The organism is Mesorhizobium sp. WSM3868, assembly GCF_002294785.1.
Lineage (GTDB): Bacteria > Pseudomonadota > Alphaproteobacteria > Rhizobiales > Rhizobiaceae > Mesorhizobium.
Genome location: NZ_NSGB01000011.1, coordinates 107,137 through 126,976 on the forward strand (window position 1 = coordinate 107,137; position 19,840 = coordinate 126,976).

Sequence of the window (19,840 nt, forward strand, 5' to 3'; positions counted from 1 at the left end):
AGTTCCTGGGCTCCGAAGCGATCGAAGCCTAGCCGTTTGTCCCCTCATTTGACGAAGGGGCGCAGCACGTCGCGAGCCAGCAGAAAACCGCGCTTGACCTTCTCGTCGCTTCCCTCGAACCGGCGGTCCTCATGCTCGATGACCACCGGCCCGTCATATCCGGCCCGGTAAAGGCCCGAAAAGATGCTGCTCCAGTTGATGTCGCCAAGCCCCGGCATGCGTGGCACCTGCCAGCCCATGCCAGCGGAAAGGATCCCGCGCTCATACAAACCATCATGATCGATCATCAGGTCCTTGGCATGCACATGCAGCATGTGCGGGCCGAACTCGCGGATGAAGCGTTCCTTGTCGATCATCTGCCAGACGAGATGCGAGGGGTCGAAATTCATGCCGACGTCGCCGCCCCAGGCCTCGAGAATCCGGCGCCAGACATAGGGCGAATAGGCGATGTTGTGTCCGCCCGGCCATTCGTCATAGCTGAAGATCATCGGGCAGTTCTCGAAGGCGAGCTTGACGCCGTGCTCGCGCGCGTGGGCGATGATCGCGGGCCAGATTTTCTGCGCGGCCTGCCAGTTGTCGTCGACAGGCTTCGAGGCGTCGCCGCCGCAGAAGGTGTTGACGAGCGAGACACCCATTCGGCTTGCCAGCACGATCACCTTCTTCAGGTGATCGATCACCGCATCGCGATGCGCCCGATCGGGATGCAACGGATTGGGATAGAAACCGAGACCGGAGATCGTCAGGCCCTTGCCGGCGAGCTCGGCGGCAATGTCCTTGGCTTGCGCGGGGGAGGTGCCGGCGGCGTCGATATGGCTGGTGCCGGCATAGCGGCGGCTGGCGCCCGAAGTCTTCGGCCAGCAGGCGATCTCGAGCGCTTCGAAGCCGGCCGAGTTCGCCCAGTCGGCGACATCGCCGAGGGCAGTATCCGGAAATGGTGCCGTGAGAAGTCCAAGCTTCATGATGCCTCCCGCTTCGTACTATGCAGATCGTGCTGGTCGCTTCAACCGTGCATCTGTTGCATCAGCGCACACATGTCTGACAAAGGCCATCGGATCATCTGACAGCAAACCATCGAGGCTGGTGACGACATTTGCGTGGAACATGTCGCTGGCGGCAAGTGACGGATGGAAGATGGCTTCGACGGCAAGGATTGCATTGGCAAGGGCCCTGCTGTCCGAACCAACGCGATCGGCGATGGCCGCAATCTTTTCGGCAAAAGGATCGGACACCTGCCAGGCGCGGCCGAAGCGCGACGATGCCTTGATCAGATAGGCTATCCAGCCCGCGACCGGAACCGACAGCAGCGCGATGCTTTGGCCCTTAGCCAGGCGATCACTGACCGGGTTGAGCAGGCGCTGGACGATCTTCTGCGAGCCGTCGGTAGCGATCTGGTGATTGCGGTGGCGGATCGCCGTGTTGGCGAGGCGCGAAAGGCTTTGCTCGACATAGGCTGACGGCGAGATGCCGGGCACGGGCATCAGCGTCGGCAGCGTCTCTTCCGTCAGCATGCGGCGGACGAAGGTGGCAAGCAATGGGTCGGCCATGGCGTCCGATGTGTGCTCGAAGCCGCCCAAAACGCCAAGATAGCTGAGTGCCGTCTGGGCGCCGTTCAGCACCCGCATCTTGAGATGCTCGAACGGCGTGACGTCGTCTACGAAAGTGGCGCCGACGCGGTCCCAGCGCGGCACGCGGCCGGCGAAGCGGTTCTCGATCACCCATTGCCGAAAGCGCTCGCCGACGACGACGGCGCTGTCGCGATAGCCGAAGCGCTGCTCGACCGCCTCGATATCGGCCTCGGTCGTTGCCGGCGCGATGCGGTCGACCATGGCCGAGGGAAAGGCGACATTGGCGGCGATCCAGTCCGCCAAGCCGTTGCCGCGCCGCTCGGCGAATGTCTGCACGACATTGCCGAGGATAGTGCCGTTGGCCGGGATGTTGTCGCAGGAAAGCAGCGTCACCGGGCGGCCATGCGAGCCCATGCGCAGCTCAAGCGCTCGTGCCAGGATGCCGGGCACGCTGCGCGGGGCCTCAGGGTTGGCGAGGTCGTGGACAATGTCGGGATGGTCTAGGTCGAGCGCGCCGCTCGACGGGATGTGGCAATAGCCCTTTTCGGTCACCGTCATCGTGACCATCTCGATATCGGGCGAGGCGAGCACCTCGAGTGCGGGCGCGGCGCTGTGCTGGCTGTCGACCACACGGACGATGCTGCCGATGACGCGGGCCTCGATCTCGTTGTTCTGACGGATGAGCCGCGTATAGAGGCCGTCCTGCCGGCCGAGCGTCGCGGCGAGCACGGGAGGCCGGATGTTGATGCCGACCAGTCCCCAGCGGTCGAAATCGTCCGCCAGAAGGTCATCGGTGTATTCAGCCTGGTGGCAGCGGTGAAAGGCGCCGACGCCGATATGGGCAATGCCCGGCTGCAGCGCCGAGCGAGCGTAAGCCGGTCTGCGGACTTCAGGCGGCACAACGCCGAGCAGGGCGGGGCCGAGATTGGCGGAGGGTGAGATGCTCACCGGTTCGCTCCGATCACCCATTGCTCCTGGTCGATCAGCGCGCCGGTCATCGGCCCGGCCGCGTCGGAAAGCAGGAAGACGGCGAGGTTCGCTACGTCGGTAACGGAGAGTAGCCGGCCGAAGGGCTGCGCGGCATTGGCCGCGTCTAGCCAGCCCGGGCCATGGCCGAGCGTTTCGGCCTGCATCACGCGTTCGGCGGGTGTGTCGGTCCAGCCGACATTGATGCCGTTGACGCGGATGCGATCGAAGCGGTGCGCGTTGGCGGCATTCTTGGTCAGCGTCGCCAGCGCGCCCTTGGTGGCGGAATAGACGGCGAGGTCCGGCGCGCCGCAATGCGCATTGATCGACAGGATGTTGACGACGGCGCCGCCTTGTCCGCGCTTTTTCATGTCGGCGATCGCCGCCTGCATCAGGAAGAACGGCGCTCGCGCATTGACGGCGAACAATGATGTCCAATCGTCGAGGCCGGCATCGACGAAAGAGGCCCGGTCGGTCAGAGCCCCTGCATTGACCAGCCCGTCGATGCGGCCGAAGCGCTCGGTGCATGCGGCGGCGAGCAGGGCCGGAGTCACCGGGTCGCCGAGGTCGGCCGCCAGGAAAGCGGACCGCGCCCCGATCGCCGACAGTTCCGCCGCAACCGCATCGCCGCGCTGCCGGTTGCGGCCGGTGATCAGCAAAGCTTCGGCGCCGGAACGGGCGGCCGTCCAGGCAATCGCGCGGCCGATGCCTTGGGTCGAACCGGTGATCAACAAGACCTTGCCGTCGAGCCGAACCTCCATTCCTCCTCCCGGAACAAAGTTTCTATTTTCTCGAATATGGAACGGCAGTTCCTTGCAGTCAACTGCGCCGATCAGCCTGTCCGTCGCGCGACGACGCCGTGGACCAAAGCCATGCCGACGGCGAGCGAAGCGGCGAGCGAGCGGAAGCCTGCGAAGTCCTGTTCCACCACTTCCAGCCAGGTGTCGGAGAGTTTGACCAGCGGTGAGAAGGTGCTGTCGGTGATGGCGACGATGCGTGCTCCGCGATCATGCGCGAGGGCGACCAGGTCTGGGGTGATCGAGTTGTAAGGGCTGAAGGAAACGGCGAGCACCGCGTCGCGCTGGCTTATGCAGCCGACCTGATCGAGCGCGGTCGAGCCGACATTGTCGACCAAGACGTTGCGCACGCCCTGTTGCGACAGCGTCAGCGACAGATAGGTGGTGACCGGGAAAGCGCGCTTGCTGCCGATTACGTAGATCAGCTCGGCTCCCGCCAGCAGGTCGGCCATCTTGTCGAAGCTGTCGGTGTCGAAGCCATTGCCGATGCGGTTGAGCGAAGCCTGCGAGGCGCCGACCATGCCGTTGAGGAAATGCAAGTCGGCGTGGGGTTCGGCTGCTGCCGGTTGCTTGTTGTCGCGCGTGCGTCCTTCCGGCCAGGAGCCTTTCATGTGGTCCTTGAACAGGCCTTGGAAGTCGGAAAAGCCGGCATAGCCGAAGATCTGCGCGAAGCGTACCAGCGTCGAGGGCTGCACGCCTGCCTGTGCTGCCACCTGGGCGATGGTGCCAAGCGCAACGTCGCTCGGATGCTGCCATAGGAAGATGGCGACCTGGCGCATCCTTTTCGGGAAATGCACGGTGCCGGAGGAGAGCACCGCGCGCAGCTCCTCATAGGTTTGTGGTTTCGTGTGGCCAAGTGCCGCCAGCGAACGGCCGCGTTTCCGGGTAACGCTCTCGCCGGGTGAGGTTCGTGCGCCGCTCATCAGATGGGCCGGATTCGAGCTGTTGTACTTGAGGCGCCCCGAACTTGCGGTGAAGATCGCCAGTCGCCGACGGTTGGAAAAAGGGGAGAATTCAAAACCTGAAGCGATTGTCTTCCTTCCATCGCCTCGACAAGCCGGCGGGTAGCCATGCGACGCTTCACCATCCGAACCCTCCTCCACCGGTCTCGCACAAGGCTAGTGCGGCACGATCGTTTTACAAAACAAAATTTGGAAAGGCTGTTCGAAATTGGCGAGGCGCCCCCTATAGTCCCTGTGCTGGACGGCATCCGGGAGGACTCGAACCATGGTCTACGCAACCGCTGACGGAACCTTACGCAAGCGCCTGACGGTCGGCATGGTCGGCGGCGGTCGCAACGCCTTCATCGGCGCGGTTCATCGGTTGGCCATGCGGCTCGACGACCAGATCGCGCTGGTGGCGGGTGCGCTGTCCTCGGATGCCGAAAACGCCGCGGCATCCGCCGCCGAGATCGGCATCGCGCCGGAGCGCAGCTATGCCGACTACCATGCGATGGCAAAGGCCGAAGCGGCGCGGACGGACGGCATCGAGGCGGTGGTCATCGTCACGCCCAACCATCTGCATGCGCCGATCGCCACTGCTTTCCTAGAAGCCGGCATCGACGTCATCTGCGACAAGCCGCTGTCGACGACGCTTGCCGAGGCTGAGGCGTTGGTGGCGCTGACGAAAGCCAAGAAGCGCCGCTTCCTCGTCACATTGAACAACACCGGTTACGCCATGGCGCGGCAGGCGCGCGAAATGGTGGCAGCGGGCGAACTCGGCCGCATCCTGTCCGTGCACGGTGCCTACATCCAGGACTGGCTGACGCAGCCGATCGACGCGCAAGGCCAGAAGCAGGCCGAATGGCGCACCGACCCTGCGCGCGCCGGGCAATCGGCGGTGCTTGCCGACATCGGCGTGCACGCCTTCAACCTGGCGAGCTTCATCTCCGGCTTCGAGGCTGACGCCGTATCGGCGGACCTTTTCACCGCCGTGCCAGGTCGTCGCCTCGACGACAACGCGCATGTCCTGGTGCGCTGGACCGGCGGGGCGCGCGGCACCATCCTCGCCAGCCAGACTTCGCCCGGCCACTACAACGATCTCTCGGTGCGCATCTATGGCGACCGGGCCGGGCTCGAATGGTCGGGCACGCGGCCGGAGGAACTGCGCTTCGCGCCGTATGGCGAGGAGGCACGCACGCTGGTGCGCGGCGGCCACGGCTCGACGGCGGAAGCCCGGCGCGTCTCGCGCATGCCTGCAGCGCATCCCGAGGGCTATATCGAGGCCTTCGCCAATTTCTACCGTGACGCCGCCGACATCATCCGCGCGCATCGAGCGGGCACTGCGGTCGATGTTGCGCGCGCGGCGCAGGTACCGGACGTCGTCGACGGCGCTCGTGGTGTGAAGTTCGTGGCGGCGGCAGTGGAGTCGAACGCGGCTGGAGGAGCCTGGACGCCGGCGCGGTTTGAATAGACGCCGGCTTGGTGCTTTGAATCGTTCAATCCGCTTTACAATGCGCGGCGGCGCGACCGGCCGACGTGTCGCGAATCAGTCGAGCGCCCGATGGCGGCCTCATCGATCCTGCACCGATATGGCTTCGTCGCCCCTGCACCGAGCGTACCCGAGTGCTTGGGAGGCACGTCGTTCTCATCCGGATTGGGAACGGGTTCCTCGTCCGGCAGCCTCTCCGGATCCGGTTCGCGCATCGGCTTTGGGTCGGGAAACGGCGGCGGCGTGGGGACCGGCGTTGGCGTCGGGTCGGGAGTGGGGAGAATAGCCATAAGGTGGTCCCTCGTTGCGCTGGCGGAGCAGTCCGCGAGATGCGGTTTGGGCAACCGGTATCTGCCCGACCAGAACATGATGGGTAGAGCCGCCTCATCCGACGCTTCATCGACACCTGATCACCGGCGGCTGACGCATGGCAGAACGGCCTCGACCGGGGATGGTTCCACAGCCATCCCGCCGCGTTTCGGCGGGGTCGAACACGAATGACGATCAAATGATTTCCCGTCGCCCATTTCGCCCTTGCCGGCGCCATGCAGCGCCTTAGTTCCGTTTGCGGGGCGGGTGATCATCTGCCGACATAGGAGGCGGCCTTGAAGCACCAAACCGTAGACCAACTCAATGCCGTTGCCGACGTTCATGCTGAAGCAGCGGTTCTCATCGCCAGTCGTGGCCAACGCCTCGAGCGCTGGGCGCAACTTCTCGAGCAGGATCCCGGCCGGCGCCTTATGGCGCTTGCGGGCACCGAATACGCCACACCCGACGTGCGCGAAAAGATGCGTTCCACCGGATCGCCGATTACTGTCGCCTTCGAAGACCCGATCTTTCGTGCTCAGGGCCTGAAGGACGACACCTACGGCGAAGCAAAGCGCTTCTTCGAACTCAGCGACTGGCAACTGCACGAGGTCGTCTGCCATTGCCATGTCGGCGCCAATCTGCCGGCACGCTGGGCGGCGTCCCGCGTTCGCGCGGCCATCTCTCCAGGCTCGGGCATTCTTGCCTGGCTGAGATCGGTGTTCATGCACTAAGACGACTGCCGCGGTTCGAAGAACCGCGGCAGGTTCAATCCTTATCGGAGACGGAGGGGAGTTGTTTGTTGTCCCCAGCCGTCGCTAGCTAGAGCGATTCACCGTTTTGCGAGAACGTCGAACCGCTCTATCTTTTTGCTTTCGCTCATTCGGCTGTTGATGCAATTCCCCGCGCGAAGTTTGGGACTGTGTCTGGAATTGCTCTTAGGGCTGCCCGCGCCGCGCCTCCGCTCAGCGATCGATCTCTCCGAACACGATATCCAGCGATCCGATGATGGCCGCGACATCGGCGATCATGTGCCCGCGCGACAGGAAGTCCATCGCCTGAAGGTGGGCGAAAGACGGCGCACGTATCTTGCAGCGGTACGGAACATTGCTGCCGTCAGAGACAAGATAGACGCCGAATTCGCCTTTGGGCGCCTCCACCGCGGCGTAGACCTCGCCCTGCGGCACATGAAGCCCTTCGGTGTACAGCTTGAAATGGTGGATCGTCGCCTCCATGGAACGCTTCATGATGGCGCGCGGCGGCGGCGTGATCTTCTGGTTCGGTACGGCGACCGGGCCGTGCCCGTCGGGCAAGCGCAGCTTCTCCAGACATTGCCTCATGATCCTAACCGACTGCCGCATCTCCTCCATGCGCACGAGATAGCGGTCGTAGCAGTCGCCGTGCTTGCCGACCGGAATGTCGAAATCCATTTCGGGATAGCATTCATAGGGTTGCGCCTTGCGCAGATCCCAGGCCGCGCCCGAGCCGCGCACCATCGGGCCGGAGAAACCCCATGCCCAAGCATCGTCCTGTCCGATCACACCGACGTCGACATTGCGCTGCTTGAAGATACGGTTTTCGGTCAGGAGTTCATCGAGATTGCTCAATGTTCCCAGGAAGGGATCACAGAAATTGCAGATGTCGTCGAGCAACTCTCCCGGCAGATCCTGATGCACGCCGCCGATCCTGAAATAGTTGGCATGCATGCGCGCGCCCGACGCGCGCTCATAAAAGACCATCAGCTTCTCCCGCTCGGCGAAGCCCCAGAGCGGCGGCGTCAGCGCGCCAATATCCATCGCCTGCGTGGTGACGTTGAGCAGGTGCGACAACAGCCGGCCGATCTCGCAAAACAGGACGCGGATAAGCTGTCCGCGCCGGGGAACCGATATTTCGAGCAGCTTCTCGGCGGCGAGGCAGAAGGCATGCTCCTGGTTCATCGGCGCCACATAGTCGAGCCGGTCGAAATAGGGCAGGGCCTGCAGATAGTTCTTGTATTCGATCAGCTTCTCGGTGCCGCGGTGGAGTAGGCCGATATGCGGATCGGCGCGGTCGACGATCTCGCCGTCGAGTTCCAGCACCAGCCTGAGCACGCCATGCGCCGAGGGGTGCTGCGGTCCGAAGTTGAGCGTGAAGTTGCGAATTGCGGGTTCGGCCATGGCGGCCTCTTCGCGGACTCTCGTTTTGTTTGGCCGCTGCAGTCGGGTCAACCGCCCGCGGCGGCGCCGATCATGTCGTGGTCTGGATGATCAGCGTCAGCGTGCCGTCGCCATCCATGTTGGCGGCGACGACCTGCGAGGAATTCAGCCCGTTCGCATGCAGCACCGATACCGCCTCGGGCGAGGCATCGATCGATTTCTGCAGCCTGGCCAGGTCCGTGGCGGTTGTCCTGGTGACCACGGCTTCGGCCTGGACCTTGATCTCTGCGGGCAGGTCTTCCATCGCCACCACCACGACGTTGGTAACGGTTTGGCCGGAACTTGGCGGATCGGGTTGCACCTGGTCGAGCCGAGGTTGTTCAGCCGGGGGCAGAACCTGGGGCGGTTGCGGATCGGCGTGTTGAGCCGAGACCGGCTGCGCCAGGGCAAGGGTCGAAAGAGCGAGCATCATCGTCAATGTCCGCATCGTCTTTCCTTCCATGTATCGAAGTCTGACGACACAACCCCTCCGCCCGGCGATGGTTCCGGCCCAAGAGGGCAAGTGACGGTGAATGTTGGCGGGCGACGGCTGGATATCTCACACAGCCAAAACTGACAGCGCAGCAGCCTGCAGGCGTTCGAACGCGGCAAAGCGCCTGTCGTGGCAGGCAGCGAGCGCCGCGTTCGGCGAATAGACCTCGCCCACCTCCGACATCGCCGCCATGGCCGCGGGAAGGTCGGAGTGGCGCCCGGCGGCGACCGCGCCGAGCATCGCTGAGCCGAGCAGCACCGGCTCGGGGGACGTTGGCGCGTAGACCACCTTGCCGGTGGAGTCGGCGATGAGCTGCCGCACGAGCGGGCTCTGCCCTGCGCCGCCGCTGATGGCGATGGTGTCGATCTTGATGCCGCGGCCACGCATGGCCGCCAGGATCTGGCGGGCGCCATAGCCGAGGCCGCAGAGGCCGGCGACATAGAGCGCGACGAGACTGTCGGCTCCGGTCGCCATGTCCAAGCCGGCGATCAGTCCGCGCGCGTCGGGATTGGCCAAGGGGGCACGATTGCCTAGAAATTCGGGAACGACATGCAGGCCGCCGACCAGTCTGTCCGCCTTCGCCGCACCGCCATGCCGCTCCGCCTCCTGCGCCAGCCACTGGCTGAGGTTCTGGCCGCCTCGCGCCGCGATCCCTGCCAGCTCGACGGCGGCGGGGTGCATGCTGACCAGGCGATCGATGGCGGCGCCCGCGGCCGACTGGCCGCCTTCGTTCAGCCACAGCCCCGGCACCATGGCGGAGAAATAGGGCCCCCACACGCCCGGCACGAAAGCCGCCTGTTCGGTCGTCGTCATGGTGCAGGCCGAAGTGCCGAAGACATAGGCCATGCGCGTGGTCACATCGCCGGCGCCGCCGCGCGCGCCGACCGAGCCGATGCCGCCGGCATGCGCATCGATCATGCCGGCGGCGACCGGCGTTCCGGGCAAAAGGCCAAGCTCGGCCGCCGCCTTGCTCGTCAAGCCGTTGGGCAGCGCGCTCCCCGGCGCCACGACCTCGGTGCCGATCCGGGCAAATTCCTCATCCGCGAGCGCGCCGAGCCCGACCTTGCGAAAATAGGCATCGTCCCAGCGTGCCTCATGCGCGAGATAGGTCCATTTGCAAGTCACCGTGCAGGTCGAGCGGGACAGGATGCCGGTCGCGCGCCAGGTGAGGAAATCGGCGAGATCCATGAACTGCCATGCCGCGGCGAAGGTCCGCGGCATGTTCTCGGCGAGCCATAAGAGCTTCGGGGTTTCCATCTCGGGCGACATGGTGCCGCCGACATAGCGCAGCACGTCCTCGCCGGTGCCGTTGATCCTGCGCGCCTGCTCGGTGGCGCGGTGGTCCATCCAGACGATGATGTTGCGCTCGCGATCCCCTGACGGGCTGACCGTCAGCGGCTCGCCACCCGGCCCTAGAACGACAAGCGAGCAGGTGGCGTCGAAGCCGATGCCATGCACCGACTGCGCCGGGATGCCGGCAAGCGACACCGCCTCGCGAACGGTCGTAGAAACGGCGCGCCAGATGTCATTGCTCGATTGCTCGACGATATGGCCTTCGGCATGCCAGGTGGCGATGTCGGCCTTGGCGGACGCAAGCATGGCGCCCGCTTCGTCGAAGACGCCCGCGCGGGCACTGCCGGTTCCGATGTCGATGCCGATGAAATGACTGCTCATGACTTCAGATCCTTCGCCCGATCCGTTCGGTTGCTATAGGTCATTGCTTTGCGACAGGATGACAAGGGTCGCGGATGGTGATGTCACCTTCGTTTCCTTATCGGTGTTGCCGTTTCGGCCAGCGGCGCAGGCAAAGCTTTGCCTTGCCGGGCACGTTTACCCATGCCAACTCGATGCCGCTGCTTGTCGAGCCGGCTGGCTAGGCCGCTTTCGCAAGGTTGATGTTGTGCAGTGTCAGCCGCCGGAAATGCGAGGGCGTCATGCCCTTTTCGGCGAGAAACTGCCGGTTGAAGTTGGAAAGGGTGTTGTAGCCGACCTCGAAGCAGATGCTGGTGATCGAAGCCTGCTCGTCGCTCATCAGCATCTGGCAGGCCAGGTTGATGCGCAGCCGCTTCACATACTGAACCAGCGTCATACCGGTGTGCTGGCGGAAGGAGCGGGAGAACACACTGGGCGACTGGCCGGCGATGGCGGCTAGGTCCGTCTCGCTGAAGGGCTGGGTCAGGTTCTCGCGCAGATAGGCAAGCGCCTTGTTGATGCCTGCCGACATATAGCCCGACGGATCGGGCAGGTAGCTCGCGCTGGCCAGCATGCGCGCGCCTTCGGCGCGGCTGAGCAGACCCATTATCATCATGAACAGCTCAATGCGGCGCACGCCTTGCGAATTCATGATCTCTTCCATCAGCGGGCCAAGCTGCTTGCTGGTCTGGCGGCTGAACAGCACGCCGCGGCGCGAGGCTTCGAGCACCGGCGTCAGCGCCGCGAGCTCGGGGAAGGTGTTGATGACGCCGTCGATAAAGCCCTCATTGAACTGAATGATGCGGCAGCGGAGCGGCACCGTCGCGTCCTTCGGCACATCGCTCACCCAGTTGTGCGGCAGGTTGGGGCCGGTCAGCACCAGATTGCCCGGCTCGAACTCGCCGATGAAGTCGCCGACGAAATAGCGGCCGCGGGTGGCGACGATGAGATGCAGTTCGTATTCCGGATGGAAATGCCAGCGCACCGTGCGGAACGGGTAACCGTGCGACCAGGCAGTGAAAGACTCGCCCGGCCTGATCTGCACAACTTCAAGATCGGGTTTCATCGCTGCTCCTCCCGTATTGAAGCCAAGGCGCGTCCCCTCTACGACGCGCCGTCCGGTTTCGGCCTCATGTCAGCCAAGCTATCGAGCCGACAAGATCTTCGCCACCATGTTCGCGCCACTCCATTGGTACTTCTTTGACTATTCTGAGCCTCCACGGCGCTGAGCGGCGCCTCAAACGACGCCGCGTTCCTCGCTCCTTATGCGGAAGGCATCGACGGCGATCGCAAGCAGGATCATCGCGCCGCCGATCATCTGAATGTAATAGGCCGAGACGTTGATGAGCTGCAGGCCGGTCTGGATGACGGTGATGAGCAGCGTGCCGCCGAGCATGCCGATGACGCGGCCGCGGCCGCCGAACAGCGAGACGCCGCCGATGACGGGTGCTGCCACGGCATAGAGCAGCGTCGTGCTGCCGACGGTCACGCTGACGCCGCCGAGATAGGAGGTGTAGAGGAAGCCGGCCACTCCAGCGAGGAAGCCGGAAGCGCTGAAGGCGCCAAGCCTCGCGCGCTTGACGTTGATGCCTGCGGCATTCGCCGCCCGGCGGTTGCCGCCGGTGGCATAGAGGTTGCGACCCCAGGCCGAATAAGCAAGCACGACATGCGCCAGGAGATAGGCGACGAAGAGTGCGATCGGCATTACCGGCCAGCTGCCGATGGTGGCGCTGCCTATGTAGCTGTAGCCTTCATCGGTCACCACCATGGTGCGGGCCTGGGTGGCGCCGAGCACCGCGCCTTGCAGAAAAAGCCCCATGGCCAGCGTCGCGATCAGCGAATTCATGCGCAAATAGGCGACGAAGTAGCCGTTGAGCAGACCGACGAGCACCCCGGCAACGATGGTGATGAGCACGGCCAGCGTCCAGTGGACGCCGAACTGCTGCATGGCATAGGCGCCGATCATGCTTGAGAAGACCAGATTGCCGACCACCGAGAGATCGATCTCGCCGATCAGAAGCGTGAAGGAGACCGCAAGCACCAGCACGCCCAGCGTGGTCGCCTGCACCAGCACGTTCTGCAGATTGCCTTCCGAAAGGAAGAAGGGATTGAGGAAGCCGGCGAGGATGCTGAACACGATGATCAGGATCCAGACCACATTGTCGAGAAGGAATTTCTTGCTGGTCATGTCCGATACTGCCGCTGTCATCGCGCCGCTCTCGCTTCGGCGATCGCATCGATGGTGATCTCGGCGCCGCGCAACATCCGCGCGATCCGACCCTTGGACAAGATCACCACGCGGTCGACGAGGCGCTGCATCTCTTCCGGGTCCTGCGCGAGCAGAAGCACGCTAACGCCCTTCTTCGTCGCATCGTCGATCAGGCGGTGGATCTGCTCCTTGGCGGCGACATCGACGCCGACGGTCGGCTCGTCGAGCAGAAGCAATCTCGGCTTGCGTTCCAGCAGCCGGCCAAGCAGCACCTTCTGCTGGTTGCCGCCAGACAACTCGCCGATCTCCTGGGCGCCGCTGCCCATGACGATCTCCATGGCGCCGCGCGCCTCGCGCATGCGGCGGTTCATGCCGGCGCCGCTCACCAGCCAGCCGAGCGATAGCGGCCAATTGCCGAGGTTGAGGTTCTCGGTCACCGACATCGAGCCGACCAGGCCTTCGCCGATGCGGTCATGGGTGAGGTAGGCAATGCCCGAGCCGAGGCTCTGCCCCGGCGAGCCGAGACGCGCTTCCCGGCCATCGATCAGGACGGCACCGGCCTCGATGGGCAGCAGGCCGCCCAGCGCCCGCATCAATTCCTGCGGCCCTTCGCCGAGCAGGCCGACGAGGCCGACGATCTCGCCGTGGCCGATCGCAAGATCGACCGGGCCGCCGCCGGAAAAGGATAGCCCGCTGAGCTCGATGGCCGCGCCATGATCCTTGCGGGCGCGGTGGAATTCGGCGACGTCGGCGCCGGTGATGACGCGCGCCATGGCCTCGGCCGAAAGCTCCGCCGCTTTGCCGCTGGCGGTCACCTTGCCGTCGCGCAGCACCGTGTATTCCGAACAGATTTGGCGCACCTCGTCGTTGTGGTGCGAGATGTAGATGAAGGACGTGCCGCGTTTGGTGAGGCTTTCGACCCATTCCAGCAGATGCAGCCGCTCGGCCGCCGCAAGGCCTGCCGTCGGCTCGTCGAGAATGATCAGCGAGGCTTCGGCCGCGACCGCCTTGATGATGGCGAGCCTGCGCCTGTCGCTCGCGCCGAGGTCGCCGGCGCGCCGCCTCGGGTCGACCGGCATGCCATGGCTTTCGAGCTGGCGCGCCGCCAGGCGGCGGAGCGCGGGCCAGTCGATCAGGCCGTAGCGTCTCGGCAGATCCGGCAGCAGAAGGTTCTCGCCGATCGAAAGGTCTTCGAAGATCTCCGAATGCTGCGACAGAAGGTGGAGTCCGCGCTTCTTGCGCGCCGTCAACGGCAGGGCCGACACGTCTTCGCCGTTGAGCAGGATCGAGCCGGTGTCGAGGCGCAACAGCCCGGCGATGATGTTGGATAGCGTCGATTTGCCGGCGCCGTTCTTGCCGAGCAGGCCATGGATCGCGCCGCGCGACACGCTCAGCGAGACGCCGTCCAACACCGCAAGCGGGCCGAAGCGCTTGAAGATGTTGTCGACGGTAAGAACAGCGTTGGCGCCGTCCTGCGCAAGACTATCGGGCATGATCGTGCCGTCGGGGATGACCATTGGGATAACCGGCAATCTCGAAATGAGGTGAGAACGCGATGGGCGCGTTCTCACCGTCTCGTCGGCTGCGATCTCAGCCGGCGTTCTGCTGCATCTTCCACACCTGGGTCACGACATTGGCCCAGTGGCGCGGGTCGTCGGCATTTTCCTTGGTGAGGAAGTAGGGCGGGATGGTGAGCAGCGGGCCGGACGGGCTGTCGGCGATCGTGCCCTTCTCCCAAAAATACTTCTTGTTTTCGTAAGGTCCGGTCGGAACCGGCTTGCCCTTCAGCGTGTACTCTTCCAACAGGTCGACGACGATCTCGACATAGGCGATCGGGTCCTGTGCGATGTCGGCGTCGATCTCACCCGCCTTCACCCATTCCAGCGCATTCGGCGAGGCATCGATGCTGGTCAGGATGATGTGCTTCTCATGGCCGACCGGAAACAGCCGTTTCTGCGTTTCGAGTGCCTTGCGGGCATCAACGACGAAGATGTCGGTCGGCATGTGGATGGCGTCGAGGTCCGGCCGCTCGCGCAGCGTCGCCGAGACCACGGCGAGCGCCTGCTCATGCTGGTTGTTCTGCGGCCGCGAGATGATCTCGATGTCGGGATATTTGCTCTTAAGCGTGTCCTCGAAACCGTCTTTGCGGTCGCGCAGCGCCACGGCGGTCAGCGAGCCGTAATTGTTGAGCACGCTGCCCTTCGGCGAGCCGTGCTTCTTGGTGAGCAGCTCGGCGGTCTTCTCCGCCGCCATGACGCCCGACTGCTTGTTGTCGAAGGTCACCGAAGCGGCTACCTCTCCGCCGGTAAGCACGGTGTCGACCATGCCGAGCGGCACGCCGAGCGACTTCGCCTTCTTGCTCAGTGGGATGAGCAGCTCCGAATCCAGCGCGTCGGAAATGAGGTAGCGCGGCTTCTGCAAGAGCAGGCTGTTCCAGTCGTTGACCTGCGCGTTGGCATCGCCATTGGCGTCCTTGCCGACGAATTCCAGGCCGAGGCCTTCGACCTTGCGCTTCAGCGCCTCCTGCAGCACGACGAAGAAGAAGAAGCCGAGATAGCCGGTCTCCCAGGCCACAACCTTGGAGGTCGTGCCTTGCGCCGCGGCGCGCTCGCCGCCCGCCAGCAACAGGCCGCCGGCAGTGGCTGCCGCGCCCTGCAAAAGCGCGCGGCGGTTCAATGTTAAGCTCTTGGTCTCGCAACCCATGTCTCGCTCCCTGAAATGGTTGGAATCTTTGCCGGTAGAGCTTTCCACCAAGCCCGCCCGGCGGGGCACTCAGCCCCAAACATCCCCCGGAACGTTTCCTCCCCCGGACGATCTGATCAGGCTAGGCGCGCGCTATCCGGCCAGCCACCACGTTCCGGGGCGGGTGTTAGTACTTTTTTGATTCCGCTAGTGAAAGCCGAGGCCGCGATTACGACTGCGCTACAACATGCTCGACCTCCGGCGCGTTGCATTCGGAGTCAAAAATCTATGTGTCGCGGAAAGCGCAACCGGTAGCTCGCTCCGCAAGCCGCGGCTATCTGTGTTGGCGAGGGCCGCGCGCCGAAACCGAAGGGATGGAGAGAATGGAGCACTGGATCGGAACCTGGAGCGCAAGCCCAATGAACGTCTGGCCGGGAGACGCCGTGCTCTATGGCTTCCACCGGCAGACGGTACGCCAAGTCGTGCGCGTCAGCACCGGCGGTGAGAGGTTGCGATTGAGGCTGTCCAACGAATATGGCGCCTCGCCGATTCGTATCGGCGCCGCGACCGTCGCGCTTGCCGCGAAAGACGGCGCGGTCGACGCCGGCAGCATCCGGCAGGTGACGTTCGGCGGCGAACGGCAGACCGATCTGGCGCCCGGCGCGCCGCTGCTCAGCGATGTTGTGGACCTAGCGGTTCCCGATCTCGGGCAGATCGCGATCAGCCTCTATTTCCCCGATTTCGCTCCGATCGAGACCTATCACTACGAGGCGCAGCAGACCGCCTACATCTCCGAAATCGGCGACTTCGCCGGCGCAGCCGAACTGCCGGTGCAGCAGACCTCGACCAGCCGCTATTTCCTCAGCGCCGTGCTGGTCGAGAGCGGGCCGGACAGCGGCTCTCTGGTTTGTCTCGGCGATTCCATCACCGACGGCTTCGGCTCGACCGTCGATAGCAATGCGCGCTGGCCGGACCGGCTGGCGGAGCGGTTTGCGAAAAGCGGCCGGCTGTCAGGCATCGGCGTCCTCAACCAGGGGATCGGCGGCAACCGCGTGCTTGCCAGCCGCGCCCGCGGCGCCAACGCGCTCGCCCGCTTCGACCGCGACGTTCTGGGCTTTCCCAACGTCCGATGGGTCTCGGTGCTGGAAGGCATCAACGACATCGGCTGGCCGGAAACCATGCTTGCCGGCCGTCAGGAGGCCGTCGCCGTCGAAAGCCTGATCGCGGCTTACCGGCAATTGATCGCACGCGCCCGCATCAACGGCATCAAGGTGCTGCTTGGCACCCTGCCGCCCTTCGGTGGCGCCTTCGAAGGCCAGCCGCTCAGAACCTTCTACTCTGCGAACAAGGAGCGCGACCGCGAGGCGGTGAACGCCTGGATCAGGACATCGGGCGAAGCCGATGCCGTCGTCGATTTCGAGCGCGCGCTGGCCGATCCCGCCAACCCGTCGAGGCTGCTCGCCGCCTTCGATTGCGGCGACTGCCTGCATCCGTCCGACGGCGGCTATGCCGAGATGGCCAGGCTGTTCGAGGAAGCTTTCGAGAGCTTGCTTCGCGGCCAATAGGATTACCTGGTTCTGCGAGTGGCGGCTGCTGCCCGCGCCGGCGCCTTCTGGATGTTGGCGGCGCCGCCCATGTCACCATTCTTGGTGCGACCCGCCCCGGTCGTGCTCCAATATCGGCGCCCGTCGTCGGGTGCAATTCGGCAAAAACACGGATGGCCAACCTCAGAACAGGACGACGAGCACTTAGCATAATGGAGCTGGCAGAAGAGCTCAGCTGTCCAGGAACAAACTGCAAGTCTTTCCGGTTTGGTGACCGAACCGATTGCGGTCACGAAAATGGTTGAACATAGAAGACATAATAATGAGCAGATTGCGCAGCTACTGAGGCGCCAGTTCTCCAGTGAGATAATGAGGCGCCATCTGCGTGCACTTCCGCTGTTTCGGACCGAGAGGTGGCTCCCTGACCGGCTTGCCGGGTTGATGGAGGTTTTAAAGCGAAGTGAGGGTCGAGGACGACGGCGTTGATTCTTGCTTCTGGCCTGAAGCGTCGACGTCAGGCTGGACGCAAAGGTCGTCTTTCGATCCCAATGGAGAAGAGATGGTGAGCAATGCGGCCGCTCGATAAGGCGTTGCTTGGGGCTGTGGCAGGCGTCGCGGCGACCATGGCGATGACGGCAACGATGAGGCGCCTGCACGCAGTCCTGCCCGACGACGAGCGCTATCCGCTTCCGCCTCGCGAGATCGTCGACCGCACTTTTCCAGCTGTTGACGAGCGCGAAGCACGTTCAAGAACACTGCTTGCGCATTTCGGGTTTGGCGGTCTCACCGGTGCTTTGTTTGCCCTGCTGCCCACCACTCGAGGGAGTGGGGTCGCCTACGGCTTATGCATCTGGGCGCTGAGTTATCTCGGTTGGATTCCCGCCGCCCGCATTCTGACCCCGGCGCACCGTCACCCCATCAGGAGAAACATGCTGATGATTGCAGCTCATGTCGTTTGGGGCCTGACGCTTTCAAGATCACTGAAAGAAATGGAACGCGCCGCCATCGAGGCGTTCGACTCCTCCGGCAACCGGCCAACAGGGCGCGACCGGCAAGCCGAGAGGAGAAGCCGGTGACCGGGGGGCGCGTTCTGCGGAACGATCCGACCCTTCGGCCCGCCGCGCTGTCTTGTCCGGCGGGACATCGGCAATGAAGGTTCTCGTAACGGGATCGAACGGTCTCATCGGCACAGCGGTGTGCGCGCGTCTGGTCGCGTCAGGGCACGAGGTCGTGCGGGCCTCACGACGCCGATCAAGCCGGGCGGGGGAGGCGGGAACGGTCGCCATCGATATGGCGAAGGCGCTCGCCCCCGAGAACTGGGGCAGTGCTCTTCAAGGCGTTGACGCGGTGGTGAATTGTGCCGGTGTTCTGCAGGACAGCGCCAGCGAAGATACGACGGGGGTTCATGCATTCGGCGCAGCGGCGCTGTTTCGTGCCTGCCGGCAAGCCGGGGTGCGCCGGGTCATCCACTTTTCCGCTATCGGCGTCGATCGTGAGCAACCCTCCGCCTTCTCCGCCAGCAAATATGCCGGCGAGGAGGCCTTGATGACGCTCGACTTGGATTGGGTCGTGCTGAGACCCTCCGTCGTTCTGGGCCGCCCCGTTTTTGGAGCGAGCGCCCTGTTTCGCGGCCTTGCCGCGCTTCCTCTGCTGCCCTCCATGCCCGGCTCCGGCCGTCTGCAGGTGGTCCAACTTGAGGACGTGGTCGAAACGGTGGCGTTTTTCCTCAGCCCTGACAGCCCGTCACGGATCGCTCTCGACCTTGCTGGTCCGGACGCCTTCGCCATGGAGGAGGTAGTCGCGCATTACCGCAGGTGGCTTGGATGGGACGAGGCTCGCGTCCTGGCTCTCCCGAGATGGGCGGCGCGTCTACTCTATCGGCTGGGTGACGCCGTCAGTGTGCTGGGATGGCGCCCTCCCATGCGCACCAACGCCGCCCTTGAGATCAGCCGGGGAGCAACGGGTGATCCCGGACCCTGGAAGGCGACAACGGGGATCGAGCCGCGAGGTCTCCCGACAGCACTCGCCGCAAACCCAGCCACGGTGCAGGACAGATGGTTTGCCGGCCTTTACTTCATCAAACCCGCGATCTTCACGGTGCTGCCGTTCTTCTGGATCATGACCGGAATCATATCCCTGACAACCGGATGGCAGAGCGGTGTCCAACTCCTGATCGGTACCGCTGTGAGCGCGCTGGCGGCGCCCTTGGTCATCGCCGGCGCGCTGGCCGACCTGGTCATCGGCGTTCTCATCGCGCTTCGCAAAACCGCGCGCGTTGGGCTCTGGGGAGCGATCGGCGTATGCGTTTTTTATGCATTGGCCGGCACGCTCCTGCGGCCCGATCTGTGGAATGAACCGCTCGGGCCGCTGATGAAGATCCTGCCGATCGTTCTTCTGCACTTCGTCGCATTGGCGATCCTGGAGGAGCGCTGATGCTCTACTTCGGTCTCAAATATCTCCATATCGTGGGCGCGGCGGTTCTGCTGGGGACGGGCGCTGGCATCGCCTTCTTCATGCTGCTTGCACACCGGACCGGCAACCCGGCTACCGTGGCCGCTGTCGCGCGCATTGTCGTGGTTGCCGATTTCCTGTTCACGGCAACGGCAGTTGTGGCGCAACCGATCACCGGCGTCGCGCTTGCCTGGCTCGTCGGCTATTCGCTCTGGGACGGCTGGATCGCGCTGTCGATCCTTCTCTACGTCGTGACCGGTGTTTTTTGGCTTCCCGTGGTCTGGATGCAGATGGAGATGCGCGATCTTGCCCTGGCGGCGGCGAAAGCCGGCCAGCTGCTTCCGCCGCGCTATCACCGGCTTTTCCGGCTCTGGTTCATGTTCGGCTTTCCGGCCTTCGGCGCGGTCGCCGCTATCTTATGGCTGATGATCACCCGCCCGGCCATCGAATGGTTCGGGACCGGCTGATGCCGACGGGCCGAGCGAGCTCATCTGAGCTACGCCGGGAGGAGAGGCGCCGGCTTTGATTTTC

At 64.3% G+C, this 19,840-nt stretch carries 17 protein-coding genes; 6 read left to right on the top strand and 11 right to left on the bottom strand.

The features are described 5' to 3' along the window. Positions 1-44 precede the first annotated feature (44 nt). The 4 genes from CK221_RS18695 to CK221_RS18710 all read right to left on the bottom strand — a co-directional run bounded on the left by CK221_RS18695 (position 45) and on the right by CK221_RS18710 (position 4,251). The gene (locus CK221_RS18695; protein ID WP_095778776.1) at positions 45-959 is read right to left on the bottom strand and encodes a sugar phosphate isomerase/epimerase; all 915 of its coding nucleotides are present in this window, start codon (positions 957-959) and stop codon (positions 45-47) included. Between the two features lie 18 nt (positions 960-977). Continuing rightward, positions 978-2,513, bottom strand: a complete 1,536-nt coding sequence (locus CK221_RS18700) for a mannitol dehydrogenase family protein (RefSeq protein WP_245430678.1) — start codon at positions 2,511-2,513, stop codon at positions 978-980. Then, the gene (locus tag CK221_RS18705; RefSeq protein WP_095778778.1) at positions 2,510-3,292 is read right to left on the bottom strand and encodes an SDR family oxidoreductase; all 783 of its coding nucleotides are present in this window, start codon (positions 3,290-3,292) and stop codon (positions 2,510-2,512) included. The genes CK221_RS18700 and CK221_RS18705 overlap by 4 nt, the downstream gene beginning before the upstream one ends. Before the next feature lie 71 nt (positions 3,293-3,363). After that, positions 3,364-4,251, bottom strand: a complete 888-nt coding sequence (locus CK221_RS18710; RefSeq protein WP_095778779.1) for a MurR/RpiR family transcriptional regulator — start codon at positions 4,249-4,251, stop codon at positions 3,364-3,366. A gap of 304 nt (positions 4,252-4,555) precedes the next feature. Here CK221_RS18710 and CK221_RS18715 point away from each other — a divergent pair, with 304 nt between their 5' ends. Together CK221_RS18715 and CK221_RS18725 are read left to right on the top strand one after the other, a co-directional pair. Next, positions 4,556-5,740, top strand: coding sequence for a Gfo/Idh/MocA family oxidoreductase (locus tag CK221_RS18715; protein WP_095778780.1), 1,185 nt, complete (start codon positions 4,556-4,558; stop codon positions 5,738-5,740). 623 nt (positions 5,741-6,363) lie between these two features. Next, positions 6,364-6,798, top strand: coding sequence for a hypothetical protein (locus tag CK221_RS18725; protein ID WP_067003930.1), 435 nt, complete (start codon positions 6,364-6,366; stop codon positions 6,796-6,798). 231 nt (positions 6,799-7,029) lie between these two features. Here the strand turns inward: CK221_RS18725 and CK221_RS18730 are convergent, their stop codons facing one another. The 7 genes from CK221_RS18730 to CK221_RS18760 all read right to left on the bottom strand — a co-directional run bounded on the left by CK221_RS18730 (position 7,030) and on the right by CK221_RS18760 (position 15,335). Next, positions 7,030-8,220 carry an NADH-quinone oxidoreductase subunit D gene (locus CK221_RS18730; protein ID WP_095778840.1) on the bottom strand — a complete coding sequence of 397 codons (1,191 nt, stop codon included), beginning with the start codon at positions 8,218-8,220 and terminating at the stop codon, positions 7,030-7,032. Positions 8,221-8,290: 70 nt separating this feature from the next. Continuing rightward, entirely contained in the window at positions 8,291-8,686 is a 396-nt protein-coding gene (locus CK221_RS18735; RefSeq protein WP_095778841.1) for a hypothetical protein, read from the bottom strand. Between the two features lie 111 nt (positions 8,687-8,797). Further along, positions 8,798-10,405 (bottom strand): FGGY-family carbohydrate kinase, encoded by a 1,608-nt coding sequence (locus CK221_RS18740; RefSeq protein WP_095778781.1) that lies wholly within the window; start codon positions 10,403-10,405, stop codon positions 8,798-8,800. 199 nt (positions 10,406-10,604) lie between these two features. Continuing rightward, entirely contained in the window at positions 10,605-11,489 is an 885-nt protein-coding gene (locus CK221_RS18745) for an AraC family transcriptional regulator (RefSeq protein ID WP_095778782.1), read from the bottom strand. A gap of 171 nt (positions 11,490-11,660) precedes the next feature. Then, the gene (locus CK221_RS18750) at positions 11,661-12,611 is read right to left on the bottom strand and encodes an ABC transporter permease (protein WP_164746842.1); all 951 of its coding nucleotides are present in this window, start codon (positions 12,609-12,611) and stop codon (positions 11,661-11,663) included. A 17-nt stretch (positions 12,612-12,628) separates the two neighbouring features. Further along, on the bottom strand, positions 12,629-14,149 hold the full coding sequence (locus CK221_RS18755) for a sugar ABC transporter ATP-binding protein (RefSeq protein ID WP_095778784.1): 1,521 nt from the start codon (positions 14,147-14,149) through the stop codon (positions 12,629-12,631). Between the two features lie 73 nt (positions 14,150-14,222). After that, positions 14,223-15,335, bottom strand: a complete 1,113-nt coding sequence (locus tag CK221_RS18760; RefSeq protein ID WP_067318782.1) for a sugar ABC transporter substrate-binding protein — start codon at positions 15,333-15,335, stop codon at positions 14,223-14,225. A gap of 398 nt (positions 15,336-15,733) precedes the next feature. On the opposite strand from CK221_RS18760, the gene CK221_RS18765 reads away from it, so the two are divergent. From CK221_RS18765 to CK221_RS18780, 4 genes are all read left to right on the top strand, one after another. After that, positions 15,734-16,879, top strand: a complete 1,146-nt coding sequence (locus tag CK221_RS18765) for an SGNH/GDSL hydrolase family protein (protein ID WP_179295165.1) — start codon at positions 15,734-15,736, stop codon at positions 16,877-16,879. A 548-nt stretch (positions 16,880-17,427) separates the two neighbouring features. Further along, the gene (locus tag CK221_RS18770) at positions 17,428-17,934 is read left to right on the top strand and encodes a hypothetical protein (protein ID WP_067003917.1); all 507 of its coding nucleotides are present in this window, start codon (positions 17,428-17,430) and stop codon (positions 17,932-17,934) included. A gap of 73 nt (positions 17,935-18,007) precedes the next feature. Then, a complete protein-coding gene (locus tag CK221_RS18775; RefSeq protein WP_095778786.1) occupies positions 18,008-19,291 on the top strand; it encodes an SDR family oxidoreductase in 1,284 nt (427 codons plus the stop codon). Beyond that, the gene (locus CK221_RS18780) at positions 19,291-19,776 is read left to right on the top strand and encodes a DUF2269 family protein (protein WP_067003913.1); all 486 of its coding nucleotides are present in this window, start codon (positions 19,291-19,293) and stop codon (positions 19,774-19,776) included. The genes CK221_RS18775 and CK221_RS18780 overlap by 1 nt, the downstream gene beginning before the upstream one ends. Positions 19,777-19,840 lie beyond the last annotated feature (64 nt).